Below are 23,475 nucleotides of genomic sequence, written 5' to 3' on the forward strand. Positions count from 1 at the left end.
GCCCTGCGTGGAGTCAGCGACTGCTGGATTCCCATGATCCTGTCCTGTCTGGGCGTATGTGTGCTGCGGATTGTGTGGATTATGGCAGTGGTTCCTCTGCGCTGGGATATTTATAATATTATGTTCAGCTATCCCCTTACCTGGACAGTGACCAGCATTCTCTTTGCTGTGTATTATCTGCTGTTCAGCAAGCTGCGGGTGAGAACCGGAAGGAAAAAGAGCGTGGCATGAATGCAAAATGGCGGCGCTTTGGAAAGGAGTTTATATGTATATTGCGAAGGAACAACGTTATGACCAGATGAGGTATAACCGCTGTGGGGCAAGCGGACTTTTGCTGCCAGCGGTCTCCCTGGGGCTTTGGCACAATTTCGGCTCCAATGGAAATTTTGACACCATGGAGGAAATGTGCCGGGCGGCCTTTGACAACGGCATTACCCACTTTGATCTGGCCAATAATTATGGGCCCCAGCCGGGAGCTGCCGAGGAAAATTTCGGACGAATTTTGAAAAGAGGGCTGGGAGCCTACAGAGACGAGCTGGTGATCGCCACAAAGGCGGGCTATGAGATGTGGCCGGGCCCTTATGGCAACTGGGGCAGCAAAAAATATCTGGTTGCCAGCCTGGATCAGAGCCTTAAGAGAATGGGACTGGAGTATGTGGATATCTTCTATCACCACAGACCTGACCCGGACACACCCTTGGAGGAGACCGCAAGAGCCCTGGACGGCATTGTGAGAAACGGAAAGGCCCTGTATATTGGAATCTCCAATTACAATAAGGAGCAGACCATAGCCATCTCCAGTATCTTTAAGGAGCTGGGGACGCCCTTTATCATAAACCAGAGAAAATATTCCATGTTTGTAAGAGATATGGAAAAGGACGGACTGAAGGATTATGCGGCAAAGAACGGCATCGGCGTCATTACCTTCAGCCCTCTGGCCCAGGGACTTCTGACGGACAGATATCTGCACGGCATACCCCAGGACAGCCGCATTCGGAGGGATGGCCGATTTTTAAAGGAAAGTGCAGTCAATCCGGAGACTCTGGAAAAGATACAGGCTCTGAATGAGATTGCAGGGCAGAGAGGCCAGACCCTGGCTCAGATGGCGCTGTCCTGGATACTGCGGGACGGGGATATTACCAGTGTGCTGATCGGTGCCTCCAAGGTATCGCAGATCATGGACAATATCGGGATTGTCCATGCTGCGAACTTCTCTGAGGAGGAGCGAAAAAGGATCGACGAAATCCTGAAATAAAGCTTAAGGCATTGCGCTTCCGTAAAAAATCTGTGCGATGGGCGAGTCGGGCGAGAGGATTACCGTTTTGTTTCCTCCCTCCATGGAAACTTTTAAGGCGTCCAGACTTCGCACAAAGGAGTAGAAATCCTGCTTGGAAACATCGGAATAGGCCTCGGACAGAATGCGCATATATTCCGCCTCTCCCTCGGCAATGAGGATTTCTGCATTTTTTTCCGCCTCGGAAAGCATTACGGACACCTCTCTGTCCGTGGTGTTGCGGATGATCTGCGCCTCGGAGCTTCCCTCGGCGGTATAGGTGGCTGCAATATTGTCCCGCTCGGATATCATACGTTCATAGACCGCAGCCTTGTTGTCACTGGGCAGATCAAGCTGCTTGGTCTCGAAGGATAAAAGCTCTATGCCGTATTGGTCCAAGGTGTCCCCGATATTTTCCACAATGGCTGCAGAGAGCTCGCCATCGCGCCCGGAGATCACATCATCCTGGGTGTTGCTGCTGATCACATTTTTGGTGGAGTTGTATACAATGGTGTTCAGACGATTCTCCGCGTTGGTGATGGAGGAGTTTAAGGTCTGGGCAAACTTTAGGGGATCTGTGATGTGCCACAGAATATAGCTGTCACAGATCATGGTCTTTTTATCGCTTGTAATCACGTCCGAGGAGGGCAGATCATAGAGAAGTGTTTCCTTGGGCAGTTTATCCACACTCTGAATGAAAGGGAGTTTGAAGCTTACCCCGGCTTGGTCCACCACGTGATCCACCTTGCCGAATTGGCGCACCAGACTGTATTCGTTTTCATTTGTGACTACAATGCTGGAAGCGCCGGCCGCAAGGGCGGCAAGCACAATCACCGCCAGCAACATTTTTTTCATGGTTTTCATATGCTGTCAAAACCTCCTATTCATTTGTGCTGCCTGCTGACTGGGCGGCAGTCTGTGAAGAGCTCTGGACCTGGTCTGTCTGGGTGTCCGCGCCGAAGGAGGCAAAGGACTCCAGAGGATAGATGGTCTGCAGATCGCCGCTTGGGCTTTCAATAATCACCTTCAGATCAGGCAGCACCTCCTCCATGGTCTCATAAAACATACGCTGCTTTGTCACGGCAGGATTTTTAATGTATTCCTCATACATGGCATTGAAGCGGGCTACCTGAGCGGTGGCTTCGTTGATGCGTTCCGTTTTTTGCGCTTCCGCATCCTTGATAATGCCGTCCGCTCTGGCCTGTGCCTGAGGAATCTGCTCATTGCGGTACTTGTTTGCGTTGTTCAGAGCGGTTTCTTTTCCCTGCTTGGCCGTTTCCACAGCCTTGAAGGCTTCCATCACCTCTGCGGTGGGGGGCTCGGAATCCTGAATGGTAATGTTTACCAGCTGGATGCCGATATCCTGTTCCTCCAGACGTTCAATAATCATTTCCTTGATAGCGGACTGTATCTCATTTTTTCCCGTGGTGAGCACGTCATCCACAGGATAGCTGCCGATTACCGTCCGGATACAGCTCTGGCTGATATTTCTAAGGATATCTACTGGATCCCTGGAGGCAAATACGGCCTTTACGGGATCGCTGAAACGGTATTCTACAAAGAAATCCACGTTCACAAAATTATAGTCTGAGGTAATCATGAGGGATTCCGCTTCCTGCGTCTCGTTGGAGTCGGTGGAGTAGCCGATGGCAAATCCCTGTATGGTGGTGTTTACCTTTCTTACCTGCTGAATAAAGGGTATCTTAAAGTGCAGTCCCGGGTCCGTCACTGCCTGGGCCTTTCCCAGCGTGATCAGCACGGCCTCCTCCTGCTCTCTGATTTGATAAGCGGAATTGAATGCCAGGAAAGCGATAATGATTACGCCTATGATCAGCGCTGCAACTTTAAAGGCGGCGCCGTTTCCTGAAGAACGGTTATTCTTTCCCCCGTCTGTGCCGTTTCCCATGGTTTCAAATCCATTTTTCCGATTGCGGAACGAATCTGTAAACATAAAATACCTCATTTCTGAGCGACTTGTGGCGAAGAGGCAAAATCTCACAAAAGCGAGATTGCAAATATTAAATTTGCGTCTGCCATCATGGCTATTTGTTTTCGCTCAGAAACAATATAGCCAACGCGAATAAATTCGCGTGTGAAAAATCAGCACAACAGTGTGATTTTTCACATTCCTTCCTTCCATCCTTGTGTGTTTGCCTTTTTCACATTTACTACAATATTATCTGAAAGCAGGGAAAAGTGCAATAAAAGAAACTGCACGATACCGTGTTTATCGTGTCTGCTGTTGATTTAAAACAGATAATCTAAAGAGCGGAGAGTATATAGCCTTGTCTCCCTCTCAGAGATGGAACATACATTCTATTTGTTTCGACTATGTAAATCAATAATAGATAAGTATTTGATATTTAATCCGGCTGTCGCTACACTGAAAATGGAGAGAAAAGAAGTCGGAGCTTTTGGATAAGGTGTCCTGCCTGCCTTGATGAAAATTATCAAAAAAAGGGAGGCTGAATTCCGGCTCAATGCCATAAACAGGATTTTTGGAGTGGTTTTGTGTCTTTTTGGAGTAGTTGTTTTTGCGCGTCTGCTTCCGTAATACAAAATAAAGGAAAGTGGTGAAATATATGAATAGGAATTTATCTTTTTTATTTTCCTGTGTTTTCATTCTTGCTGTGCTTTTAGCGGGATGCGAAAATAGTCCACAGACAGAGAAAGCAGGAGAGACTCTATCAGGCATGGAGCAGGCTGAGAGCCTTACTGGAGAAACCCAGTCTCAAAAGCAGGAAGAACAATCAGAAGAAAATAAGACGCGGGAAATGATGTCCGGCCAGATAGAGCAGATACCAGAGGAGGATGTAACTACGAAAATGAGTGTGCAGATTGGCGGCAATACCTTTACTGCCACGCTGGAAGAGAATGAGGCGGTTGCTGCTTTTCTGGAAATGATGGAGAAAAGCCCTGTTACCATTGAAATGCGGGACTATTCCGGCTTTGAAAAGGTGGGCTCTCTTGGGCAGAGTCTTCCTGCCAGCAACAGACAAATTACGACACAGTCCGGAGATATCGTATTGTATCAGGGAAGCCAGCTTGTGATATTCTACGGCTCCAATTCCTGGAGCTACACCCGGATCGGAAAAATAGACAATCTGACTGGCTGGAAGAAAGCACTTGGCAGAGGGAATGTTAACGTCACATTTTCATTGGAAGAATAGCAATAGGAACATGTAATAACTTGCATCCAAGGACTGCCGGCAGTATAATAAAACTAACATATCAGACATGCGAAAGAAAGGCGGCAGTAATGGCTATGAAAATCTATACCTGTTTTCCTCAGGGAAAGACCAAGGCGCTCACTATGAGCTATGATGACGGTAAGGTTCAGGACGAGAGGCTTGTGGGCATTTTTAACCAATATGGCATCAAGGGAACCTTCAACTTGAATTATGGACTGATGGAGAATCCTCCCCGGATTCCGGCGGAGAGGATTGCAAAGCTTTATGAGGGACATGAAGTGGCCACCCACACCATGACCCATCCTACCATTGCCCGCTGTCCTCTTACAGAGGCTGCGCAGGAGATATTGGAGGACAGAAAGGGGCTTGAAAAGCTTACGGGAAAGCTGGTCAGAGGACATGCTTATCCTAACGGCTCCTATAATGAGCAGATCAAGCAGCTGTTTCGCCAGCTGGGCATCGCCTATGCCAGAGTGGTGGAAAGCGTTCCTGATTTTGCGCTGCCCTCGGATCCTATGGAGTGGCATCCCACCTGTCATCACGATGATCCAAAGCTGATGGAGCTTGCGGAATTCTTTGCGGGCTTTCAGAAGAGACAGTACTTGAAGCTGATGTATGTGTGGGGACACAGCTATGAGTTTGACGACAGAAATAACTGGGACGTGATAGAGGGATTCTGCCGGTATATGGGCGGAAGGGACGATATCTGGTATGCCACAAATATAGAAATTATAGACTATATGGAGGCGGCCGCGAATCTGAAATTTTCGGCGGACTATGGACTGGTATACAATCCCGGTGCTCTCAGCGTATGGATTCAGGTCAATGATAAAGCCTGCGTGGAGCTTAAGGGAGGAAGTCTGACGGATTTAAACAGTATTTAGGCTGGAATTTGGGAAAATGAAATAGAGGATTTTACAGGCGTCTGCCGCAGACCGATAAACAAAGTGGGGGCAGGCGCTTTTGCGTATAGGAGGGTTTCTATGGAGCGGTATGACATTATTATCATTGGAGCGGGAGTCAGCGGCTGCGCGGCTGCCAGGGAGCTTTCCAGGGACAATAGGCGGATTGCCGTGTTGGAGCGGGCATCGGATGTGTGCGAGGGAACATCCAAGGCAAACAGCGGCATTGTCCATGCCGGCTTTGACGCCCCAAGCGGCACCCTTAAGGCGAGGCTTAATGTCTGGGGCAGCGAAAGAATGGAAGCCCTGTCAAAGGAGCTGGATTTTCCCTTTCGAAGAAACGGTTCCCTGGTGCTTTGCTTTGATAAGGAGGAGCTGGGGGGACTTGGAGAGCTTTTAGAGCGGGGAGAGAAAAACGGCGTAAAAGGCCTTCAGATATTGGCTCCGGCTCAGGTATGGGAGAGGGAACCGGGAATTTCCCGGAAAATTGCAGGAGCGCTGTATGCCCCCTCAGGAGGCATCGTGTGTCCCTTTGGATTGAATATTGCACTGGCGGAAAATGCAGCGGAAAATGGAGTGGACTTTTATTTTTCTCATGAGGTGACCCGGATCGCCAGACGTCAGGACTCAGGGCCAAAGCAGCCGGCAGAGGCTTTTGTCTATGAAATTTCGGCAGGAGGCAGGACCTTTGCAGCGCCTGTGGTTGTAAATGCGGCAGGAGTTTACGCCGATGTTCTTCATAACATGGTGAGTGAATATAAGCTTAAAATTGTGCCCAGGAGGGGAGAATACTGCCTCTTTGATAAAAAATCCGGCTCCCTGGTGCAATCCACCGTATTTCAACTGCCCACTAAAATGGGCAAGGGGATTCTGGTAACGCCAACCGTTCACGGAAATCTTCTGGTGGGCCCCAATGCGGAGGATATTCTTGACAAGGAAGGCACCAACACTACGGCCCCTGGGATCAAGCAGGTGCTGGAAAAGGGGAAGGCCAGTGTGGAGAGTCTGGATGAAAAACAGGTAATTACTTCCTTTGCGGGACTGCGCGCCCATTTGGAGGAAGGCGGCAGGGCAGGCGATTTTGTAATCGGCCAGGCACAGGATGCGCCGGGATTTTACGATGTGGCGGGCATTGAGTCCCCGGGGCTCTCCTGCGCCCCTGCCATCGGGGAATATGTGGCGCAGCTCATCCGGGAAGCCTATCCTGCAAAGCCTAAGAAGGATTTTAATCCTTTCAGAAAGGGGATTCCCAGTATGGCGGAGGCTTCTGACAGCCAACGAAGGGCGTTGATCGAAAGGGACCCTTCCTATGCCAATGTGATCTGCCGCTGCGAGCTGGTGACGGAGGGGGAGATCAGGGATGCCATACGCAGGCCCCTGGGAGCCCGTACCCTGGACGGCGTCAAGCGGCGCACAAGGGCCGGCATGGGAAGATGCCAGGCTGGGTTCTGCTCCCCGAAGGTGCTGGAGATTCTGACCCAGGAGCTGAAGGAAGATGCCTCTCTGATCAGAAAGGCACAGCCGGGCAGCGAGATACTCATCGGATATAATAAGGACAGCTTTTGGGAGGAAGCAAAAGGGGGGATGGCATGATCAGACGCACAGAAGAATTGGTCATTATCGGCGGAGGACCGGCCGGGCTTGCAGCAGCCTTAGGCGCATGGCAGAAGGGCTGCAGACGAGTGCTTTTACTGGAGCGGGACAGGGACCTTGGGGGGATTTTGAACCAGTGTATTCACAATGGCTTCGGGCTCCATACCTTTAAAGAGGAGCTCACCGGGCCGGAATATGCGGAGCGGTACGTCCAGATGGTGAAGCAGGAGGGGATTCCCTGTCTGCTGCAGACCATTGTGACAGATATTGCCCTGCTTGCAGACGGCAGAAAACGGGTGACCGCTATGAACCGGTCCGAGGGTCTTTTGGAAATTATCACGGAGGGCGTGATTTTGGCCATGGGCTGCAGGGAGCGGCCAAGGGGGGCCTTAAATATCCCCGGATACCGCCCGGCGGGCATTTACAGTGCCGGTACGGCTCAGTATTATGTAAATATAGAAGGCAGGCTCCCCGGCAGAGAGGTGGTCATTTTGGGCTCCGGGGATATTGGGCTGATTATGGCCAGAAGAATGGTGCTGGAGGGGGCAAAGGTGCATTGTGTGGCGGAGCTGCGTTCCAAAAGCGGCGGCCTAAAGCGAAACATTGTGCAGTGTCTTGAAGATTTTGGAATCCCTTTGTATTTGAACACCACTGTGTGCAATATCCACGGGAAAAACAGAGTGGAAGGAGTGACCCTGACTAAGGTGGATGAAAAGGGAAGCCCTGTGCCAGGCACACAATGGGAGGTATCCTGCGATACGCTGCTTTTATCCTGCGGGCTGATTCCTGAAAATGAGCTTTCAGAAAAGCTTTCTCTGAAAATGGATGCAAAGACCGGCGGACCTGTGGTGAATCAGGACCTGGAATGCAGTGTGGCCGGAGTGTTCGCCTGCGGGAATGTGCTTCATGTGCATGAGCTGGCAGATCAGGTGTCCAAGGAGGCTGCGCGGGCGGGAGCATCTGCGGCGGAGTATGTAAGGCAGGTTTATCTGCGGAAATGAGGGAAGGAATGGAAAAGGAGAACAAGACTGAAATAGGCCTTGCGGAGAGCAGAAAGATTACCTGCATCTGCTGCCCCGTGGGGTGTGAGCTTACTGTTTCCCAAAAGGAAGAAGGAACAGTGACCGTCACGGGGAACCGATGCCCCAGAGGGGCTGCCTACGGGGAAAAGGAAGTGACAAACCCCACCAGAATTGTGACAACCACTGTCAGAGCGGCAGGAGGGCGTGGCCGGATGGTTCCGGTAAAGACGGCTTCGGAGATACCAAAGGAGAAAATCATGGAATGTATCAGGGAGCTTTCTGCAGTCACAGTCACACTGCCCGTAAAGCTGGGGGAGGTGGTGCTGGAGAATGTGGCGGGCACCGGCGTAAACATGGTGGCCACAAGGAGTGTGGAGTAACATTGAGAGAGGTATCTGCATATGGAAAAATATATTATGGCATTGGATCAGGGGACTACCAGCTCCCGCTGTATCCTATTTGACAAAAGGGGCAATGTGTGCTCCATGTTTCAGAAGGAATTTGGACAGATTTATCCCAAGCCGGGCTGGGTAGAGCACAATCCCATGGAGATATGGTCCTCCCAGCTTGCTGTTGCGACGGAATGTATGGCGATGCAGGGCGTATCTGCGGCACAGATAGAGGGCATCGGCATCACCAATCAGAGGGAGACTACGATTCTATGGGACAAGAATACCGGGGAACCTGTTTACAACGCCATTGTCTGGCAATGCAGGCGTACCTCGGACAAAATAGAAGCCCTGAAACGGGATGGCTTTGACCAGGTGATCAGAGAACGTACCGGGCTCATTCCAGACGCTTATTTCAGCGCCTCCAAGATCGCCTGGATTTTGGAGGAGGTTCCCGGGGTCAGGGAAAGAGCAAAGCGGGGCGAGCTTCTTTTCGGCACGGTTGACACCTGGCTGATTTGGAATCTGACTAAGGGTGCCGTTCATGTGACGGATTTTACCAATGCCTCCAGAACCATGCTCTATGACATTCATAAGCTTTGCTGGGATCAGGAGATATTGGATTATTTTGGAATCCCCGAAAACCTTCTGCCGCAGGTACACCCGTCCAGCCATGTTTACGGGTATACAGCTCCCTCCGTTCTGGGCGGCTCTATTCCCATTGCAGGCGCGGCGGGGGATCAGCAGGCTGCCCTGTTCGGACAGTGCTGCTTTGACCGGGGAGAGGTGAAAAATACTTATGGAACTGGCTGCTTTATGCTGATGCACACCGGAGAGCAGGCCATAGCGTCTCAGTCGGGCCTTTTAACTACGATGGCGGCGGGCAGCAGCGAAAAACCCCAGTATGCTCTGGAGGGCAGCGTATTCGTGGCAGGAGCGGCTGTTCAATGGCTGCGGGATGGCATGCGTATGATAAAAACGGCCCCTCAGTCCCAGGAATATGCCATACAGGCAGCGGACACGGCGGGAGTTTACATAGTTCCGGCCTTTGCGGGAATGGGAGCCCCTTATTGGAATCAATATGCCAGAGGCACCATTGTGGGCATTACCAGAGCCTGCACCAAGGAGCACTTTATCAGGGCCACGCTGGAGTCCATCGCTTATCAGACAGCGGATGTGCTTCGGGCAATGGAACAGGACAGCGGCATTTCCTTAAAAAGCCTGAAGGTGGACGGCGGTGCCAGCGCTAATGATTTTCTCATGCAGTTTCAGGCGGACATACTGGGAATTCAGGTGCAGAGGCCAAGCTGTGTGGAGACCACAGCCTTAGGAGCCGCATATCTTGCGGGACTGGCATCAGGATACTGGAAGGATCAAAAGGAGATCAGGGAAAACTGGCAGATGGGCTCCGTCTTTGACTGCGTTATGTCTCAGGAAAAAAGGGAAGCGCTTTTAAAGGGCTGGAGGAAGGCCGTAAGGTGCGCTCTTGTGTGGGCGGAAGAAGAGTGCTAAAATGAGTTTGCACGGCAGTCCCGTGCGGAAATGGAGTAGAAATGTTAGTTCAAAAGTATAAGGATATGCTGTCAGGAAAATCGGTGATCAGGCAGTTTTCCGAGTTTGCTGCGGCAAGAGGAGCCGAAATCGGCTATGAAAATGTATTTGACTATAGTCTGGGGAATCCTTCCGTGCCTGCACCCAGGGCCTTTACAGACAAAATGATTCATCTGCTGGCTACCAGGGAGCCGGTGGAGCTGCACGGCTACAGTCCAAGCCTTGGGATTACGCAGGTGAGAGAGGCCGTAGCCCGCTCCCTGGAAAAGCGTTTTGGGATAGACTACCGAAAGGAGCATATTTTTATGACCTCTGGGGCGGCAGGGGCTTTGGCCCATGCCATCAGGCTGGTGGCCCAGCCCGGGGATGAAATTCTCACCTTTGCGCCCTTTTTTCCGGAATATCACCCCTATGTAGATTTGACAGGGGCGGTGCTTAAGGTGGTTCCCCCGGATACGGAGCGCTTTCAGATTAACTTTGAAGCCTTTGAGGAGCTTTTGGGAGAAAAGACGGCGGCCGTTTTGATCAACACCCCAAACAACCCTTCCGGCGTGGTATATTCCACGGCGACCCTGGAAAGACTTACGGATATTTTAAAGGAAAAGCAAAAGGAATACGGCCATGAAATCTATCTGATATCTGATGAGCCTTACAGGGAGATTGTGTTTGAGGGAGAGGACGCCCCTTGTGTATCCTGGTTTTACGATAATACCATCATGTGCTATTCCTTTTCCAAATCTCTTTCACTGCCCGGGGAGCGCATCGGTTACATTGCGGTGAATCCCCAGTGCAGCGAGGCTGAGACTATGATTCAGATGTGCGGCCAGATATCCAGAGGCATCGGGCATAATTGCCCTCCCTCCATCATTCAGCTGGCGGTTGCACAGGTGCTGGACGAGACGGCGGATTTAAAGGTTTATGAAAGGAATATGAATATTTTATATAAGGAGCTGACAGAGCTTGGCTTTACCTGTGTAAAGCCAGGGGGAACCTTTTATATTTTTCCCAGGGCGCTGGAGGAGGACGCCGTTGCGTTCTGCCAAAAGGCGTTAAAGTATGATCTGATTCTTGTGCCCGGGGATACCTTTGGAGCGCCGGGATATTTCCGGATGGCATACTGCATGGAAACGGAAAAGGTACAGCGCTCCCTTCCGGCGCTGCGTAGATTTGCGGCGGAAGAATACGGATACCCCAAAAGGGGATGAAAAGGAGGAAAGAGCCTATGTATCAGGCAGGCTTAGTGCTTGAGGGAGGCGGCATGAAGGGGGTTTACACCTCCGGTGTTCTGGACTTTTTTCTGGATAAGAACCTGGAGTTTTCCAGTGTGTACGGCGTATCGGCGGGAGCCTGCAATATGTGCAGTTTTCTGTCAAAGCAAAGAGGACGCGCCATTGATGTGATGGTGGATTATCTGGACACCAGAAGATACTGCAGTGTGGAGAGCCTTTTGACCACAGGAGATCTGTTCAATGTAGAGATGTGCTATCATCTGATTCCGGACTACCTGTGGCCTTATGATTATGAGGCCTTTAACGCCTATCGGGGAAAGGCCTTCAGCGTGGTGACCAACATTCGGACGGGAAAGGCGGAATATCTGCGTATCCGGGATATGAAGCGGGATATTGATATGATCAGGGCATCTGCCTCTCTGCCCCTGGTTTCCAGAAATGTGAAGATCAATGGAAATTATTATCTGGACGGTGGACTTAGCGATTCCATTCCCCTGCAGAAATCCATCCTGGACGGCAATGTGAAAAATGTGGTGGTGATGACAAAGGAGACCGGCTATCAGCGGAAGCCCTCGGAGCATCTGGAGCTGATTAAGCTGCGCTACCTAAAGTATCCCAAGGTGTACCAGCTGATGTCCACGCGGCATATCAATTATAACGAGACCCTTGCATATATTGAAAGACAGAAGGAAAACGGGCAGGCCTTTGTGATACAGCCCCAGAAAAAGAGTGATGTGGGCAGAGTGGAGAAGGACAAGGAAAAGCTCCGTGCGCTTTATAAAGAGGGCTATGAGGATGCGGCGGCCTGTTATGAGTCGCTTATGCAGTATCTGGAGGCTTAAGACCCTCAGAAAAATCAGGAAGGTTGAGAGGAAGCTATGTTAGAAATTTTAAAGGCAGTTATCTATGGAATTGTGGAGGGCATTACGGAGTGGCTTCCCATAAGCAGCACAGGACATTTGATTTTGCTGGAGGAGTTTCTGCCCTTTCAGGGCACCAGCGAAAATTTTTTTGACATGTTTGACGTGGTGATACAGCTGGGGGCCATTCTTGCGGTGGTGGTCCTGTTCTGGAAGCAGATATGGCCCTTTGCGCTGACAAGAAAGGAGAGAGGAGGAAAAAAGGGGGCGCTCTCTTTTCTCAGGATGGACATTGTAATCCTGTGGCTTAAGATATTGGTGTCCTGTATTCCGGCTGCGGTGATCGGCCTTTTGTTTGACGATGTGTTCAACGCGTTGTTCTATAACTATTTCTGTGTGGCTGTGGCGCTGATTGTGTTTGGCGTCGCTTTCCTTGTGATCGAGAGCTGGAATCAGAACAGGACGCCTAAGGTGACGGCCCTTGCGGACATTACATACCAGACGGCGCTTTTGATCGGCGTCTTTCAGCTGATAGCGGCTGTATTTCCCGGAACCTCCCGCTCCGGCGCAACCATTGTGGGCGCACTTCTGATCGGCGTATCCAGAACCGTGGCTGCGGAATATACCTTTTTTCTGGCTATTCCAGTGATGTTTGGGGCCAGTCTGTTAAAGGTGGTAAAATTCGGATTTGCCTTTACTTCCTTAGAGCTTGCGCTTTTGCTTGCGGGGTGCCTGACAGCCTTTGTGGTATCCCTGGCGGTGCTTAAATTCTTGATGGGATATATCAAGAGGCATGATTTCAAGGTGTTTGGCTGGTACCGGATTGTGCTGGGGATTTTGGTGCTGCTTTACTTTGGCCTGCGCGGCGCTTAAGCAGGTACAGGCAGCAGCCGGTTAAGAGAAGGCTGATCCACTGGGAGGTGGACAAAAAAAGCAGCTTTCCCCGGGCGGAGTCGTCCCGGAAAAATTCCAGTACAAAACGTATGATTCCATAGGAAATCAAATAGGTTTCCACTGCGTAAAAATGTGTAAGGACGGTGTCCAGATACCGCAGAAGGAGGGAGAGGACTAAAAGACAAAAGGCCTCCGCCAGCTGCACTGGAAAGAGAGGCATTCCCGCCGGGGCGAGAGAGCCTTGGGGAAAGGTAACGGAAAACAAGCCGTCCCAGGGGATTCCGTAGCAGCATCCGGCAAAAAAGCAGCCCACTCTGCCAAAGCAGTGAATCAGTGGAATGAGAAATATGCAGTGGCGAAGATAAGGGCCCCAGGGGATTTTGTGAAGCCTGGAGGCGCACAGCACTGCAGCGATGCCGCCTATGAGCCCTCCGTAAAAGACAAAGCCTCCCTGCATCAGGGAATTAAAATAAGCGGGTTCAAGGATTCTGGACCAGTCTATGTCCTGAAAGGAAACTGCCAGGTACAAGACCTTGGCGCCCAGAAAACCGCCCAGAAAGGCGTAGGCCTCCAATATGATAAAGTCGTTGAAGTCCAGGCGGTATCTGCGGATAATGACTGCGCCAAGCAGATTTGCAGTGATAACGCCCAGGACGATCAAAAGGCCGTAGGCGGGAATGGAATGTCCAAACAGGTGAAAATAGATCTGCATAGTGTGCTCCTATCTGTCAGCAATACAAGAGGCTCTTATGTTTCCCATAAGAGCCTCAAAAAATGTAGTTTTACAGAGCGGCCAGACCGCCGATGCAGGCAATACATGCAATGTAAAGCAGCAGACATAAGATCAGGCCGATAATGGAAAGCACCAGGCCGGCGGTGGAAACCCCGCTGTTAGCAGGATCCTTTTTCCCAAGAGCGCCTAAAATGATGCCGATAATTGCCATGATGGCGCCCAGCCATCCAAGGGAACCGGCTGAAAAAAGACCGATTACAACGGCCAGAATACCCAAGACCAATGAAGCGACTCCCATCACTTTCTCCTCCTTATCCTTGTTAAATTGATGATTTGCATAAATTTTATAATAAGGAGGCATATTTTGTCAATGCTTGCCGCAAGGCTGCAGGAATAATAGGGCATGAAGCCGCAAAGACAGCGGCCATAGCATGCTGGCCGCTGTCCGAAACAATTCCCCTTCACAGATCTATGATATTGCGCTGCCACAGGATTGTAAAGGAAAATCCGTCGACAAATAGTGACAATTTTCTGATATTTTGCGCTATTTTGAAGAAATAAAGACATGAAAGCCCCGAAAACCGTAGTTTCCCCATTCAAGCAGTTGACAATTTTTCGTGAAAGTAATAAACTAATCACAGCAAGTAAAACCTATCTTGCGGCAGGTTGAAATAACTTGTGAGGAGTCTGAAAACAATTGTCTATCTGTGAAAGAAGGGAGATATCGCTATGGCAGTGACCAAGAAGACAGTAACCCCTGCGGCGGCAAAGGAAGCAGCTGCGAAGACGGAAGAGATTAAGGCAGAAACAAAAAAGACGGAAGCATCAACAGCGGTTAAGGCAGAAGCAGTAAAGAAAGCAGTAAAAACGGAGGCAGCCAAGGCAGAGCCTGAGAAAAAGGAGCCTGTGAAGAAGACTGCGGTAAAAAAGACTGCGGTAAGAAAGACGGCAGCTAAAAAGGAGCCCGCAAAGAAGGCAGAGCTTAAGAGCACAGTTTATGTGCAGTTTGAGGGTAAGTCCTATTCCCAGGAGGATCTGCTCCAGATTGCCAAGGACGTATGGAAATACGACCTGAAGCAGAAGGCAGGGGATTTGACCAGCGTAGAGCTTTATGTGAAGCCCGAGGAGAGCATGGTTTACTATGTAATGAACGGCGATCATACGGGAAGCTTCTATATTTAATCTACATAATTTTTTAAGGAAGAAAAGCATTGGTTTTCCTGCAAGGGAAAGGCAGTGCTTTTTTGATGCTTTAGATTTATTTTATAATTATTTTCGCTAAAAGTTGTTGACAACATATAGTCTTAGTGATATTTTAGGTTAAGAGGATGTTAGCACTCCTCCTTGTCGAGTGCTAACAACTGGAAAAAGTTTGAAAGCACCTTTCAAATAATGAATGGATGTCCGTTTCAGCGGACGAGGAGGATAGGAATGCAGTTAGATGAGAGAAAGACAAAAATCCTGCAGGCCATTATCCGTAATTATCTTGAGACAGGAGAACCGGTCGGCAGCAGAACCATTTCAAAGGACACCGACCTGAATCTAAGCTCCGCAACCATCCGGAACGAAATGGCGGATTTGGAAGAAATGGGATATATTCTCCAGCCGCACACTTCGGCGGGCAGGATACCTTCCGACAAAGGCTACCGTTTTTACGTGGATACCATGATGGCCGAGAAGGAGCGCGAGGTGGTGGAGATGAAGGATATGCTGGTGGAAAGGCAGGACAAAATGGAAACCCTGCTTAAGCAGGTGGCCAAGGTTCTGGCCCAGAACACACAGTATGCAACTATGATATCCGCCCCTTCCACTCACCGCAACAAGGTGAAATTTGTGCAGCTGTCCCGAGTGGATGCCGGACACATTCTGGCGGTGATCGTGGTGGAGGGAAATGTGATAAAAAACAACATTCTTTCCGTGGATCAGGAGCTGGACGATGAGACGCTGCTGAAATTAAACATTTTGCTGAATACCCATCTGAATGGGTTGTCCATAGATGAAATCAATCTGGGAATGATTTCAGATATGAAACAGCAGGCGGGAATCCACAGCTTTCTGGTAAGCAGCGTAATTGATGCCGTGGCCGATGCCATCAGAGCGGAGGAAGATCTGGAGATTTACACAAGCGGTACCAATAATATTTTCCGTTACCCGGAGCTGGCTGATCAGGAGAGAGCCAGTGAGCTGATTAATACTTTTGAGGAAAAAAAGCAGCTGGGGAATTTGGTTATGGATACCCTGGCGGATGAGGAAAACACAGGCATTCAGGTGTATATCGGAAACGAGACGCCGGTAAAGAGCATGAAGGATTGCAGCGTGGTCACCGCAACTTATGAAATAGGAGAGGGAATGCGGGGAACCATAGGAATTATAGGCCCCAAGAGGATGGATTACGACAAGGTGATCCGTACACTCAGGACCATACAGAGCCAGTTGGATGATTTGTATAAAAAGTAGAGAAAATGCGGTATAAAGCGCAGAAAGGATAGGTAGAAATGGCAGAGCAGGAAAAGGAAAGGCTGGAGGAGGAAAAAGAGCCTGAAGATGTCTGCGGGGAACCAAACCCGGCAGATGGTGTGCAGGACAATTCTCCTCAGAATGATAATTCCGGGGGAGGAAATCCCCTGGATGATGATTCCCATGAGTCCAATCCGGATGAGGAGGAGACGGATCGGGAAGAGGAGGCAGAGGATACCGCTTCGCGGGCCGGAGACGGCTCCATGACCTGGGCGGAGAAGAAGGCTGCCAAAAAACAGGCAAAGCAGGAGAAAAAAGCGGATGCCTACAAGGAAAAAATAGATCAGCTGGAGGACCGGGTCAAACGTCAGATGGCGGAGTTTGAAAATTTCCGCAAGAGGACCGAAAGAGAGAAGCAGGCTATGTTTGAAACAGGAGCCAGAAGCGTCATTGAGAAGATTCTTCCAGTGGTGGATAATTTCGAGAGAGGCTTGGCCACGGTGCCGGAGGAAAAAAGGGAGGACCCCTTTGTGGACGGCATGAACCGTGTTTACAAGCAGCTGCTCACAGAGCTTGACAGTCTGGGCGTTAAGCCCATTGAAGCAGTGGGCTGCGAATTTGATCCCAATCTGCACAATGCCGTAATGCAGGTGGAGAGTGGGGAATATGAATCCGGTGTGATTGCACAGGAGCTTCAAAAAGGTTATACCTACCGGGATACGGTGGTTAGACATAGTATGGTTGCAGTTGTAGAATAATATAATTTTAGATTTAGAATAGCAGGAGGGCTTAGATATGAGCAAGATTATTGGTATTGACTTAGGAACGACCAACAGCTGTGTGGCTGTTATGGAAGGTGGAAAACCCACCGTTATCGCAAACGCAGAGGGCGCAAGAACCACGCCGTCCGTAGTGGCGTTTACAAAGACAGGAGAGAGACTGGTAGGAGAGCCTGCAAAGCGTCAGGCCGTGACCAATGCGGAAAAGACCATTTCTTCCATCAAGAGAGATATGGGTACTGACAACGGGCGCACCATTGACGGTAAGAAATATTCTCCTCAGCAGATTTCTGCAATGATTCTTCAAAAGCTGAAGGCGGATGCTGAGAGCTATCTGGGCGAGAAGGTGACAGAAGCTGTCATTACCGTTCCCGCATATTTCAATGACGCACAGCGTCAGGCTACCAAGGATGCAGGAAAGATTGCAGGCTTGGACGTAAAGCGTATTATCAACGAGCCTACGGCAGCTGCCCTGGCTTACGGCCTGGACAATGAGAAGGAACAAAAGATCATGGTATACGACCTGGGCGGCGGTACCTTTGATGTATCCATTATCGAGATTGGCGACGGCGTCATTGAGGTTTTGGCTACCAATGGTGATACCCATCTGGGCGGCGATGATTTTGACAACAAGATTATCCAGTGGATGATTTCCGAATTTAAGAAGGCTGAGGGTGTAGACCTGTCCGGCGACAAGATGGCAATGCAGAGACTGAAGGAAGCAGCAGAGAAGGCAAAGAAAGAGCTTTCCAGCGCAATGACCACCAACATTAACCTGCCCTTCATCACGGCTACCGCTGAGGGCCCCAAGCACTTTGACATGAATTTGAGCCGTGCGCAGTTTGATGAGCTGACCAGAGATCTGGTTGACAAGACGGCGGTTCCTGTGCAGAATGCAATGAAGGATGCAGGCTTAACCAACGCAGACTTAGGCCAGGTGCTTTTGGTGGGTGGCTCCACACGTATTCCTGCAGTGCAGGATAAGGTAAGACAGCTGACCGGCAAAGAGCCCAGCAAGTCCTTAAATCCTGATGAGTGCGTGGCAATCGGCGCATCCATTCAGGGCGGCAAGCTGGCTGGCGATGCAGGCGCAGGCGATATTCTGCTTTTGGATGTCACTCCTTTGTCTCTGTCCATCGAGACTATGGGCGGCGTGGCAACCAGGCTGATTGAGAGAAATACTACGATTCCTACAAAGAAGAGTCAGATATTCTCAACGGCAGCGGACAATCAGACCGCAGTGGACATCAATGTAGTCCAGGGTGAGAGACAGTTTGCAAGGGACAACAAGTCTCTGGGACAGTTCCGTCTGGACGGCATTCCTCCCGCACCCAGAGGAATCCCTCAGATCGAGGTTACCTTTGATATCGATGCAAACGGTATTGTGAATGTATCTGCAAAGGATCTGGGCACCGGAAAGGAGCAGCACATCACCATTACGGCAGGCTCCAATATGTCCGATGCGGATATTGAGAGAGCTGTAAAGGAAGCAGCTGAGTTTGAGGCACAGGATAAGAAGAGAAAGGAAGCGGTTGAGGCAAGAAATGAAGCGGACTCCTTCGTATTCCAGACAGAGAAGGCGTTAAACGAGGTGGGCGATAAGTTAAGCGACAGCGATAAGACCCAGGTTCAGGCTGATCTGGAGGCTGTTAAGGCTATTCTGGAGAGAACAAAGGATCAGGAGATGAGCGACAGCGATGTGGATGAGCTGAAGGCTGCAAAGGAAAAGCTGACAAACAGCGCTCAGTCTCTGTTCACAAAGATGTACGAGAATATGCAGCAGGCGCAGGGCGGCGCGGCAGGACCGGACATGAGCGGTGCGGCAGGCGCTGGAAGCACAGCTGCTCCTGAGGATGATGTAATTGATGGAGATTTCAGAGAAGTATAAGGCTGGTTAAATCTCCGGCGGCGCCCCTTTAGGGCGCCGGATACTAAGACTTGATTATCGTAATAAAGTGTGTTAAATTATATAAGTGTGTTTTGAAGCTGGCGGGCACAGGGCATAGCGGTCGAAAGACTGCAGATGTCCTGTGCAAACCGCATTTTATATGAGGTGTGATTATGGCAGAACAGAAGCGGGATTATTATGAGGTTCTGGGTGTAGATAAAAACGCGGACGAAGCGGCGATAAAAAAAGCATATCGTGTTCTTGCGAAGAAATATCATCCTGACATGAATCCTGGAGATAAAGAGGCTGAAAAGAAGTTTAAGGAGGCCTCCGAAGCATATGCGGTTTTGAGTGATCCCGAGAAAAGACGCCAGTACGATCAGTTTGGCCATGCCGCGTTCGACGGCGGCGCCGGTGGAGCCGGAGGCTTTGATTTCAGCGGTACTGACTTTAGTGATATATTCAGTGACATTTTCGGTGATTTCTTCGGCGGAGGGCGTTCCAGCAGAGCGCGCAGCAACGGTCCTATGAAGGGAGCGAACCTGCGCACCAGCGTCCGCATCACCTTTGAGGAAGCGGTGTTTGGATGCAAAAAGGAAATAGACCTGACGGTGAAGGAAACCTGTAAGACCTGTAACGGAAGCGGTGCGAAGCCGGGAACCAGTCCCGAAACCTGTTCCAAGTGCGGCGGCAAGGGCCAGGTGGTATTTACCCAGCAGTCCTTCTTTGGAACAGTCCGCAATGTGCAGACCTGTCCGGACTGTCAGGGTACCGGAAAGGTGATTAAGGAAAAATGTCCGGACTGCCGGGGAACCGGATACATTCCCATGCGCAAGCGCTATTCGGTGGATATTCCCGCAGGTATTGACAATGGACAGTCCACCCGTATGCCCGGCCTGGGAGAGCCCGGCATCAACGGCGGCCCCAGAGGAGATGTGCTGGTGGAGGTGATTGTGGGAAGGCATCCCATCTTCCAGCGTCAGGATTTCAACATTTACTCCACGGTGCCGGTATCCTTTGCAGTGGCTGCACTGGGCGGAGAAATTCTCATCGATACGGTGGATGGCAAGGTCATCTACGATGTGAAGCCCGGTACCCAGACGGACACAAAGGTGCGTTTGAGAGGAAAGGGCGTTCCCTCCTGGAGAAATAAGGATGTGAGGGGGGATCATTATGTGACTTTGGTGGTACAGGTGCCTGATAAGCTGAGCCATGAGGCCAAGGAGCTGTTAAGGCAGTTTGACGCTGTGACGGGAGACTCCCTGAACGCTGCTAAAAACGCATCCGGCCAGGAGCAGACCGAAAATAAGGACGGAAAAAGAAGAAAATTTTGGAAATAAGGCTTGCATAGAAGGGACTGCCCCGGCAGTCCCTTCTTTTGGCGTCGAGGGATACATGGAGAGAAACAGACAAGAATTTCTGGAAATGCTGTGCAATTTATATTTGACAGCCATACTGGCAGCGCTGCCTTTGTATACAAGAGGAACCTATTACCGGCTGGGGGATGATAAGTACCTGCTGTTTCGCAATGTTTCACTGGTTTGTGCGGCAGTGTGGCTTTTGTCGGGGATTGCAGTGGGTATTTGGAAGGCTGTGTGCAGAAAAGGACAATTCCCGGAGGGCTGCAGCATCAGCTCCATGGATATTTTTATGGGGGCTTACGCAGCGGTGGTTTTTCTGTCGTTTTTGTGCAGCCGATACAGGCAGACAGCCTGGAACGGATACCAGGATTGGCATATGGGAGCTCTGACGCAGCTTTTCTTTGTGTGGATGTATTTCTTTATTTCCAGAAATTACCGATCGGCAGCGTATCCGATGTATCTTGGGCTGGGGGCGCTTTTTGCGGTGACGCTCCTTGGTCTTTTGAACCGCCTGGGCATAGACCCCTTGGGGCTTTTGGCTCCCTTTGGGCCGGGAGACTGGGAATACACGCATATGCTGTCCACAATCGGCAATATCAACTGGCTGTGCGGCTATTATGCTGTTGCCCTGGCTTTTTCTGTAACAGGCTTCTTGTACGGAAAGGGGAAGGGAAAAATGCTGCTGTGCTACGGTGTCAGTGTACTGTCACTGCTGCTTTTGTGCATTCAAGGCAGTGCCGGGGGCATTGCTGTTGCTTTCGTCTGTGTGGGGATTACCCTTCTTCTTGGCTGGAGGAAGGAAGAGATTTTTGAAAAAGGCATTTTGCTGGGGGCAGGAACGGCCTTCCTCATGCCCGGGATGGCTGCTTTGATCTGGCTGTGCCAAAGCAAAGCGGCCTTGCCCGGAGACAGCCGGGCTTATGAGCTGGTCACATGGTGGGGATGGCTTTTTATAGGGGCGGCATTTCTGCTGTTTTACGGCATACAAAAGAGAATGCCCTCTAAAACACAGAGGCTGCTTAGAAGGGGCTGCTCATTACTGATATGGGCCGGTGCGGTGCTCGCATGCTTTTGCTATTTAGCATCCATGGACTGGGGGGATGATTGGGGCACTGGCAGAGGAGGTCTGTGGCGGCTGGCCTGGGAGGGGTTTTTGCAGGCTGACTTGGGACAAAAGCTTGTGGGAGCGGGGCCGGACTGCTTTGCGGAGTACATTTATGACGTGTTCCCGGTTCGCGATATTATTTCTCCCATTGGACACTGGTCGGATTCTATTTTTGCAAATGCCCATAATGAGTGGCTTAACCACTTGGTGAATTTGGGATTGACAGGAGTTTTGGCGTACCTTGGCATTTTTGCTGGGGGCATTTGGCGTTACAGAGGGATGGCTCTGGGGATATTTGCTCTGGCTTTGTACGGAGTCTACTCCTTGATAAGCTTCCAGCAGGTAACCAGCACCCCCCTGTTTTTTGCCGTATTAGGTATATGTGAAAGCATATGCCGCAAGGGAAAGCATTGACACGAAAAATAGGGTGGTTTACAATTCTCATAAAAGAAGGAGGCCGGATTACATGAAGTGGGTTAAGTTTCGTTTAAAAACGGTTACGGAGGCCGAAGATATCATTATCAGCGCACTTTACGACATAGGACTGGAGGGAGCGCAGATTGAGGATAAGGTGCCCCTGACCGCCTTGGAAAAGGAGCAGATGTTTGTAGACATTCTCCCGGACGGGCCGGAGGATGACGGGGTTGCCTACCTGAATTTTTTCGTGGAAAAAAAGGATGACGGTTCCCTGGAGCTTTTGGGAGAGAAAACAGATGTAAGGACGGTTCTCGCCCGTGTAGAAGAGGAACTTGCGGAGCTTGCACAGTTTATGGATATCGGGGAAGGGAGTATTACCGTGGAGGAAACCCAGGACATAGACTGGATCAATAACTGGAAGCAGTATTTTCATCAGTTTTATATAGACGATATCCTGGTGATTCCCTCTTGGGAGGAGATGAAGGCCCAAGATAAGGGAAAGCTGGTGCTTCATATTGATCCGGGAACAGCTTTCGGCACCGGGATGCACGAAACCACGCAGCTGTGCATCAGACAGCTGCGCAAGTATGTTACGCCCCAGACAGAGCTTTTGGATGTGGGAACCGGCAGCGGCATTCTGGCGATTCTTGCCCTGATGTTTGGGGCAAAGCATGCGGTAGGCACGGATTTGGATATCTGTGCAAGGGAGGCCGTGGCCCAGAATTGTGCGGCAAACGGAATTGACCCTGGACAGTTTGAACTGATGATAGGTAATCTGATCACGGACAAGGCCATACGAGACGCGGCGGGCTATGAGAGGTACGACATTGTTGTGGCAAATATTCTGGCGGATGTGCTGGTGCCGCTGACCCCTGTTATTGTAAAGCATCTGAAAAAGGGCGGTATTTATATTACCTCGGGCATTATTGACAATAAGGAGCAGACGGTGACGGATGCGATGAAGGCGGCAGACCTTGAAGTGCTTGAGGTGAATTATCAGGGAGAATGGGTGAGTGTCACGGCCCAAAAAAGGTAATGGGAAACGCTCTTTCGTGAGGGATAGACAAGGAGAGACAGAATGTACCAGTTTTTTGTGGAGCCTGGCCAGATTGATGTGGAGAACCGCCGTGTTGTGATTGAAGGTGGGGATGTGAACCATATAAAGAATGTGCTGCGCATGAAGGCGGGAGAAGAGATTGCTGTAAACAATGGGCAGGATGGGAGGGAGTACCGCTGCGGCATTGTGTCCCTTCATGAGGACAGGATTATCTGCCAGCTGCGTTTTATCAAGGAGGACAGCGTGGAGCTTCCGGTGAAGGTCTATTTGTTCCAGGGGCTTCCCAAGGGGGACAAGATGGAGCTTGTCATTCAGAAGGCTGTGGAACTGGGGGCGCATGCAATCATACCGGTGGCGGCAAAGCGCTGCGTGGTGAGGCTGGATGAGAAAAAGGCAAGGGCAAAGGTTCTGCGCTGGCAAGGCATTGCGCAGGCGGCGGCAAAGCAGAGCAGGCGGGGAATCATCCCGGCAGTATCAGAGGTGATGTCCTTTGAAGGAGCGGTGAAGCTTGCATCCTCCATGGACGTAAAGCTGATTCCCTATGAGCTTGCCCAGGACATGGACAAAACCAGACAGCTTATAGAAAGCCTGAAGCCTGGCCAGAGCGCGGCAGTCTTTATCGGGCCGGAGGGAGGCTTTGAAGAGCAGGAGGTAGAGCTTGCGAAAGAGGCGGGCATTGTGCCTGTGACTTTGGGGAAGCGGATTCTGCGCACGGAGACGGCAGGGCTTGCGGTGATGGCCTGGATTATGTACCAATGCCAGTGAGGGATGCTG

The 23,475-nt window shown here is 50.6% G+C and carries 21 protein-coding genes and 2 pseudogenes; 19 read left to right on the forward strand and 4 right to left on the reverse strand.

From position 1 onward, the window contains the following. Positions 1-231: pseudogene (locus tag AC1WIP_RS00640) on the forward strand (hypothetical protein); the annotation flags it as partial. A 34-nt stretch (positions 232-265) separates the two neighbouring features. Beyond that, the gene (locus AC1WIP_RS00645; RefSeq protein ID WP_481139992.1) at positions 266-1,255 is read left to right on the forward strand and encodes an aldo/keto reductase; all 990 of its coding nucleotides are present in this window, start codon (positions 266-268) and stop codon (positions 1,253-1,255) included. 3 nt (positions 1,256-1,258) lie between these two features. On the opposite strand, the gene hflC is transcribed toward AC1WIP_RS00645, so the two are convergent. Both hflC and hflK read right to left on the reverse strand, forming a co-directional pair. Further along, a complete protein-coding gene (gene hflC, locus AC1WIP_RS00650; protein WP_481139993.1) occupies positions 1,259-2,137 on the reverse strand; it encodes a protease modulator HflC in 879 nt (292 codons plus the stop codon). Between the two features lie 16 nt (positions 2,138-2,153). Continuing rightward, positions 2,154-3,224 carry an FtsH protease activity modulator HflK gene (gene hflK / locus AC1WIP_RS00655; protein ID WP_481139994.1) on the reverse strand — a complete coding sequence of 357 codons (1,071 nt, stop codon included), beginning with the start codon at positions 3,222-3,224 and terminating at the stop codon, positions 2,154-2,156. Positions 3,225-3,966: 742 nt separating this feature from the next. Between hflK and AC1WIP_RS00660 the strand changes: the two genes are divergently transcribed. From AC1WIP_RS00660 to AC1WIP_RS00700, 9 genes and pseudogenes are all read left to right on the forward strand, one after another. Further along, complete coding sequence (locus AC1WIP_RS00660) at positions 3,967-4,443, forward strand: cyclophilin-like fold protein (RefSeq protein WP_481139995.1); 477 nt, start codon at positions 3,967-3,969, stop codon at positions 4,441-4,443. An 89-nt stretch (positions 4,444-4,532) separates the two neighbouring features. Then, entirely contained in the window at positions 4,533-5,348 is an 816-nt protein-coding gene (locus AC1WIP_RS00665) for a polysaccharide deacetylase family protein (protein ID WP_481139996.1), read from the forward strand. Positions 5,349-5,447: 99 nt separating this feature from the next. Next, positions 5,448-6,959 carry an FAD-dependent oxidoreductase gene (locus AC1WIP_RS00670; RefSeq protein ID WP_481139997.1) on the forward strand — a complete coding sequence of 504 codons (1,512 nt, stop codon included), beginning with the start codon at positions 5,448-5,450 and terminating at the stop codon, positions 6,957-6,959. Further along, positions 6,956-7,939 (forward strand): annotated as a pseudogene (locus tag AC1WIP_RS00675) (NAD(P)/FAD-dependent oxidoreductase); the annotation flags it as partial. The gene AC1WIP_RS00670 and the pseudogene AC1WIP_RS00675, both read left to right, overlap by 4 nt. A gap of 29 nt (positions 7,940-7,968) precedes the next feature. Beyond that, entirely contained in the window at positions 7,969-8,361 is a 393-nt protein-coding gene (locus tag AC1WIP_RS00680) for a DUF1667 domain-containing protein (RefSeq protein WP_481139998.1), read from the forward strand. A 21-nt stretch (positions 8,362-8,382) separates the two neighbouring features. Next, positions 8,383-9,882, forward strand: coding sequence for a glycerol kinase GlpK (gene glpK, locus AC1WIP_RS00685; protein WP_481139999.1), 1,500 nt, complete (start codon positions 8,383-8,385; stop codon positions 9,880-9,882). Positions 9,883-9,923: 41 nt separating this feature from the next. After that, positions 9,924-11,126 (forward strand): pyridoxal phosphate-dependent aminotransferase, encoded by a 1,203-nt coding sequence (locus tag AC1WIP_RS00690; protein WP_481140000.1) that lies wholly within the window; start codon positions 9,924-9,926, stop codon positions 11,124-11,126. 17 nt (positions 11,127-11,143) lie between these two features. Continuing rightward, positions 11,144-11,992, forward strand: a complete 849-nt coding sequence (locus AC1WIP_RS00695) for a patatin-like phospholipase family protein (protein WP_481140001.1) — start codon at positions 11,144-11,146, stop codon at positions 11,990-11,992. Positions 11,993-12,028: 36 nt separating this feature from the next. After that, positions 12,029-12,883, forward strand: coding sequence for an undecaprenyl-diphosphate phosphatase (locus tag AC1WIP_RS00700; protein ID WP_481140002.1), 855 nt, complete (start codon positions 12,029-12,031; stop codon positions 12,881-12,883). Here AC1WIP_RS00700 and AC1WIP_RS00705 read toward each other — a convergent pair. Together AC1WIP_RS00705 and AC1WIP_RS00710 are read right to left on the reverse strand one after the other, a co-directional pair. Further along, positions 12,810-13,616 (reverse strand): prolipoprotein diacylglyceryl transferase, encoded by an 807-nt coding sequence (locus AC1WIP_RS00705; RefSeq protein WP_481140003.1) that lies wholly within the window; start codon positions 13,614-13,616, stop codon positions 12,810-12,812. The genes AC1WIP_RS00700 and AC1WIP_RS00705 overlap by 74 nt on opposite strands. A gap of 70 nt (positions 13,617-13,686) precedes the next feature. Further along, entirely contained in the window at positions 13,687-13,935 is a 249-nt protein-coding gene (locus AC1WIP_RS00710; protein ID WP_481140004.1) for a hypothetical protein, read from the reverse strand. A gap of 431 nt (positions 13,936-14,366) precedes the next feature. Between AC1WIP_RS00710 and AC1WIP_RS00715 the strand changes: the two genes are divergently transcribed. From AC1WIP_RS00715 to AC1WIP_RS00750, 8 genes are all read left to right on the forward strand, one after another. Beyond that, the gene (locus AC1WIP_RS00715) at positions 14,367-14,819 is read left to right on the forward strand and encodes a DUF6465 family protein (RefSeq protein WP_481140005.1); all 453 of its coding nucleotides are present in this window, start codon (positions 14,367-14,369) and stop codon (positions 14,817-14,819) included. A 249-nt stretch (positions 14,820-15,068) separates the two neighbouring features. Then, positions 15,069-16,094 carry a heat-inducible transcriptional repressor HrcA gene (hrcA, locus tag AC1WIP_RS00720; protein ID WP_481140006.1) on the forward strand — a complete coding sequence of 342 codons (1,026 nt, stop codon included), beginning with the start codon at positions 15,069-15,071 and terminating at the stop codon, positions 16,092-16,094. 38 nt (positions 16,095-16,132) lie between these two features. Next, a complete protein-coding gene (grpE, locus tag AC1WIP_RS00725; RefSeq protein ID WP_481140007.1) occupies positions 16,133-16,852 on the forward strand; it encodes a nucleotide exchange factor GrpE in 720 nt (239 codons plus the stop codon). A gap of 37 nt (positions 16,853-16,889) precedes the next feature. Beyond that, a complete protein-coding gene (dnaK, locus tag AC1WIP_RS00730) occupies positions 16,890-18,761 on the forward strand; it encodes a molecular chaperone DnaK (protein ID WP_481140008.1) in 1,872 nt (623 codons plus the stop codon). A 173-nt stretch (positions 18,762-18,934) separates the two neighbouring features. Next, on the forward strand, positions 18,935-20,101 hold the full coding sequence (gene dnaJ, locus AC1WIP_RS00735) for a molecular chaperone DnaJ (protein ID WP_481140009.1): 1,167 nt from the start codon (positions 18,935-18,937) through the stop codon (positions 20,099-20,101). Between the two features lie 55 nt (positions 20,102-20,156). Beyond that, positions 20,157-21,641, forward strand: coding sequence for a hypothetical protein (locus AC1WIP_RS00740; protein ID WP_481140010.1), 1,485 nt, complete (start codon positions 20,157-20,159; stop codon positions 21,639-21,641). Positions 21,642-21,693: 52 nt separating this feature from the next. Beyond that, positions 21,694-22,680, forward strand: a complete 987-nt coding sequence (prmA, locus tag AC1WIP_RS00745) for a 50S ribosomal protein L11 methyltransferase (RefSeq protein ID WP_481140011.1) — start codon at positions 21,694-21,696, stop codon at positions 22,678-22,680. Between the two features lie 42 nt (positions 22,681-22,722). Continuing rightward, positions 22,723-23,466 (forward strand): 16S rRNA (uracil(1498)-N(3))-methyltransferase, encoded by a 744-nt coding sequence (locus AC1WIP_RS00750; RefSeq protein WP_481140012.1) that lies wholly within the window; start codon positions 22,723-22,725, stop codon positions 23,464-23,466. The last annotated feature ends 9 nt before the right edge of the window (positions 23,467-23,475 follow it).

The sequence above is a fragment of the Acetatifactor sp. genome (genome assembly GCF_982438285.1).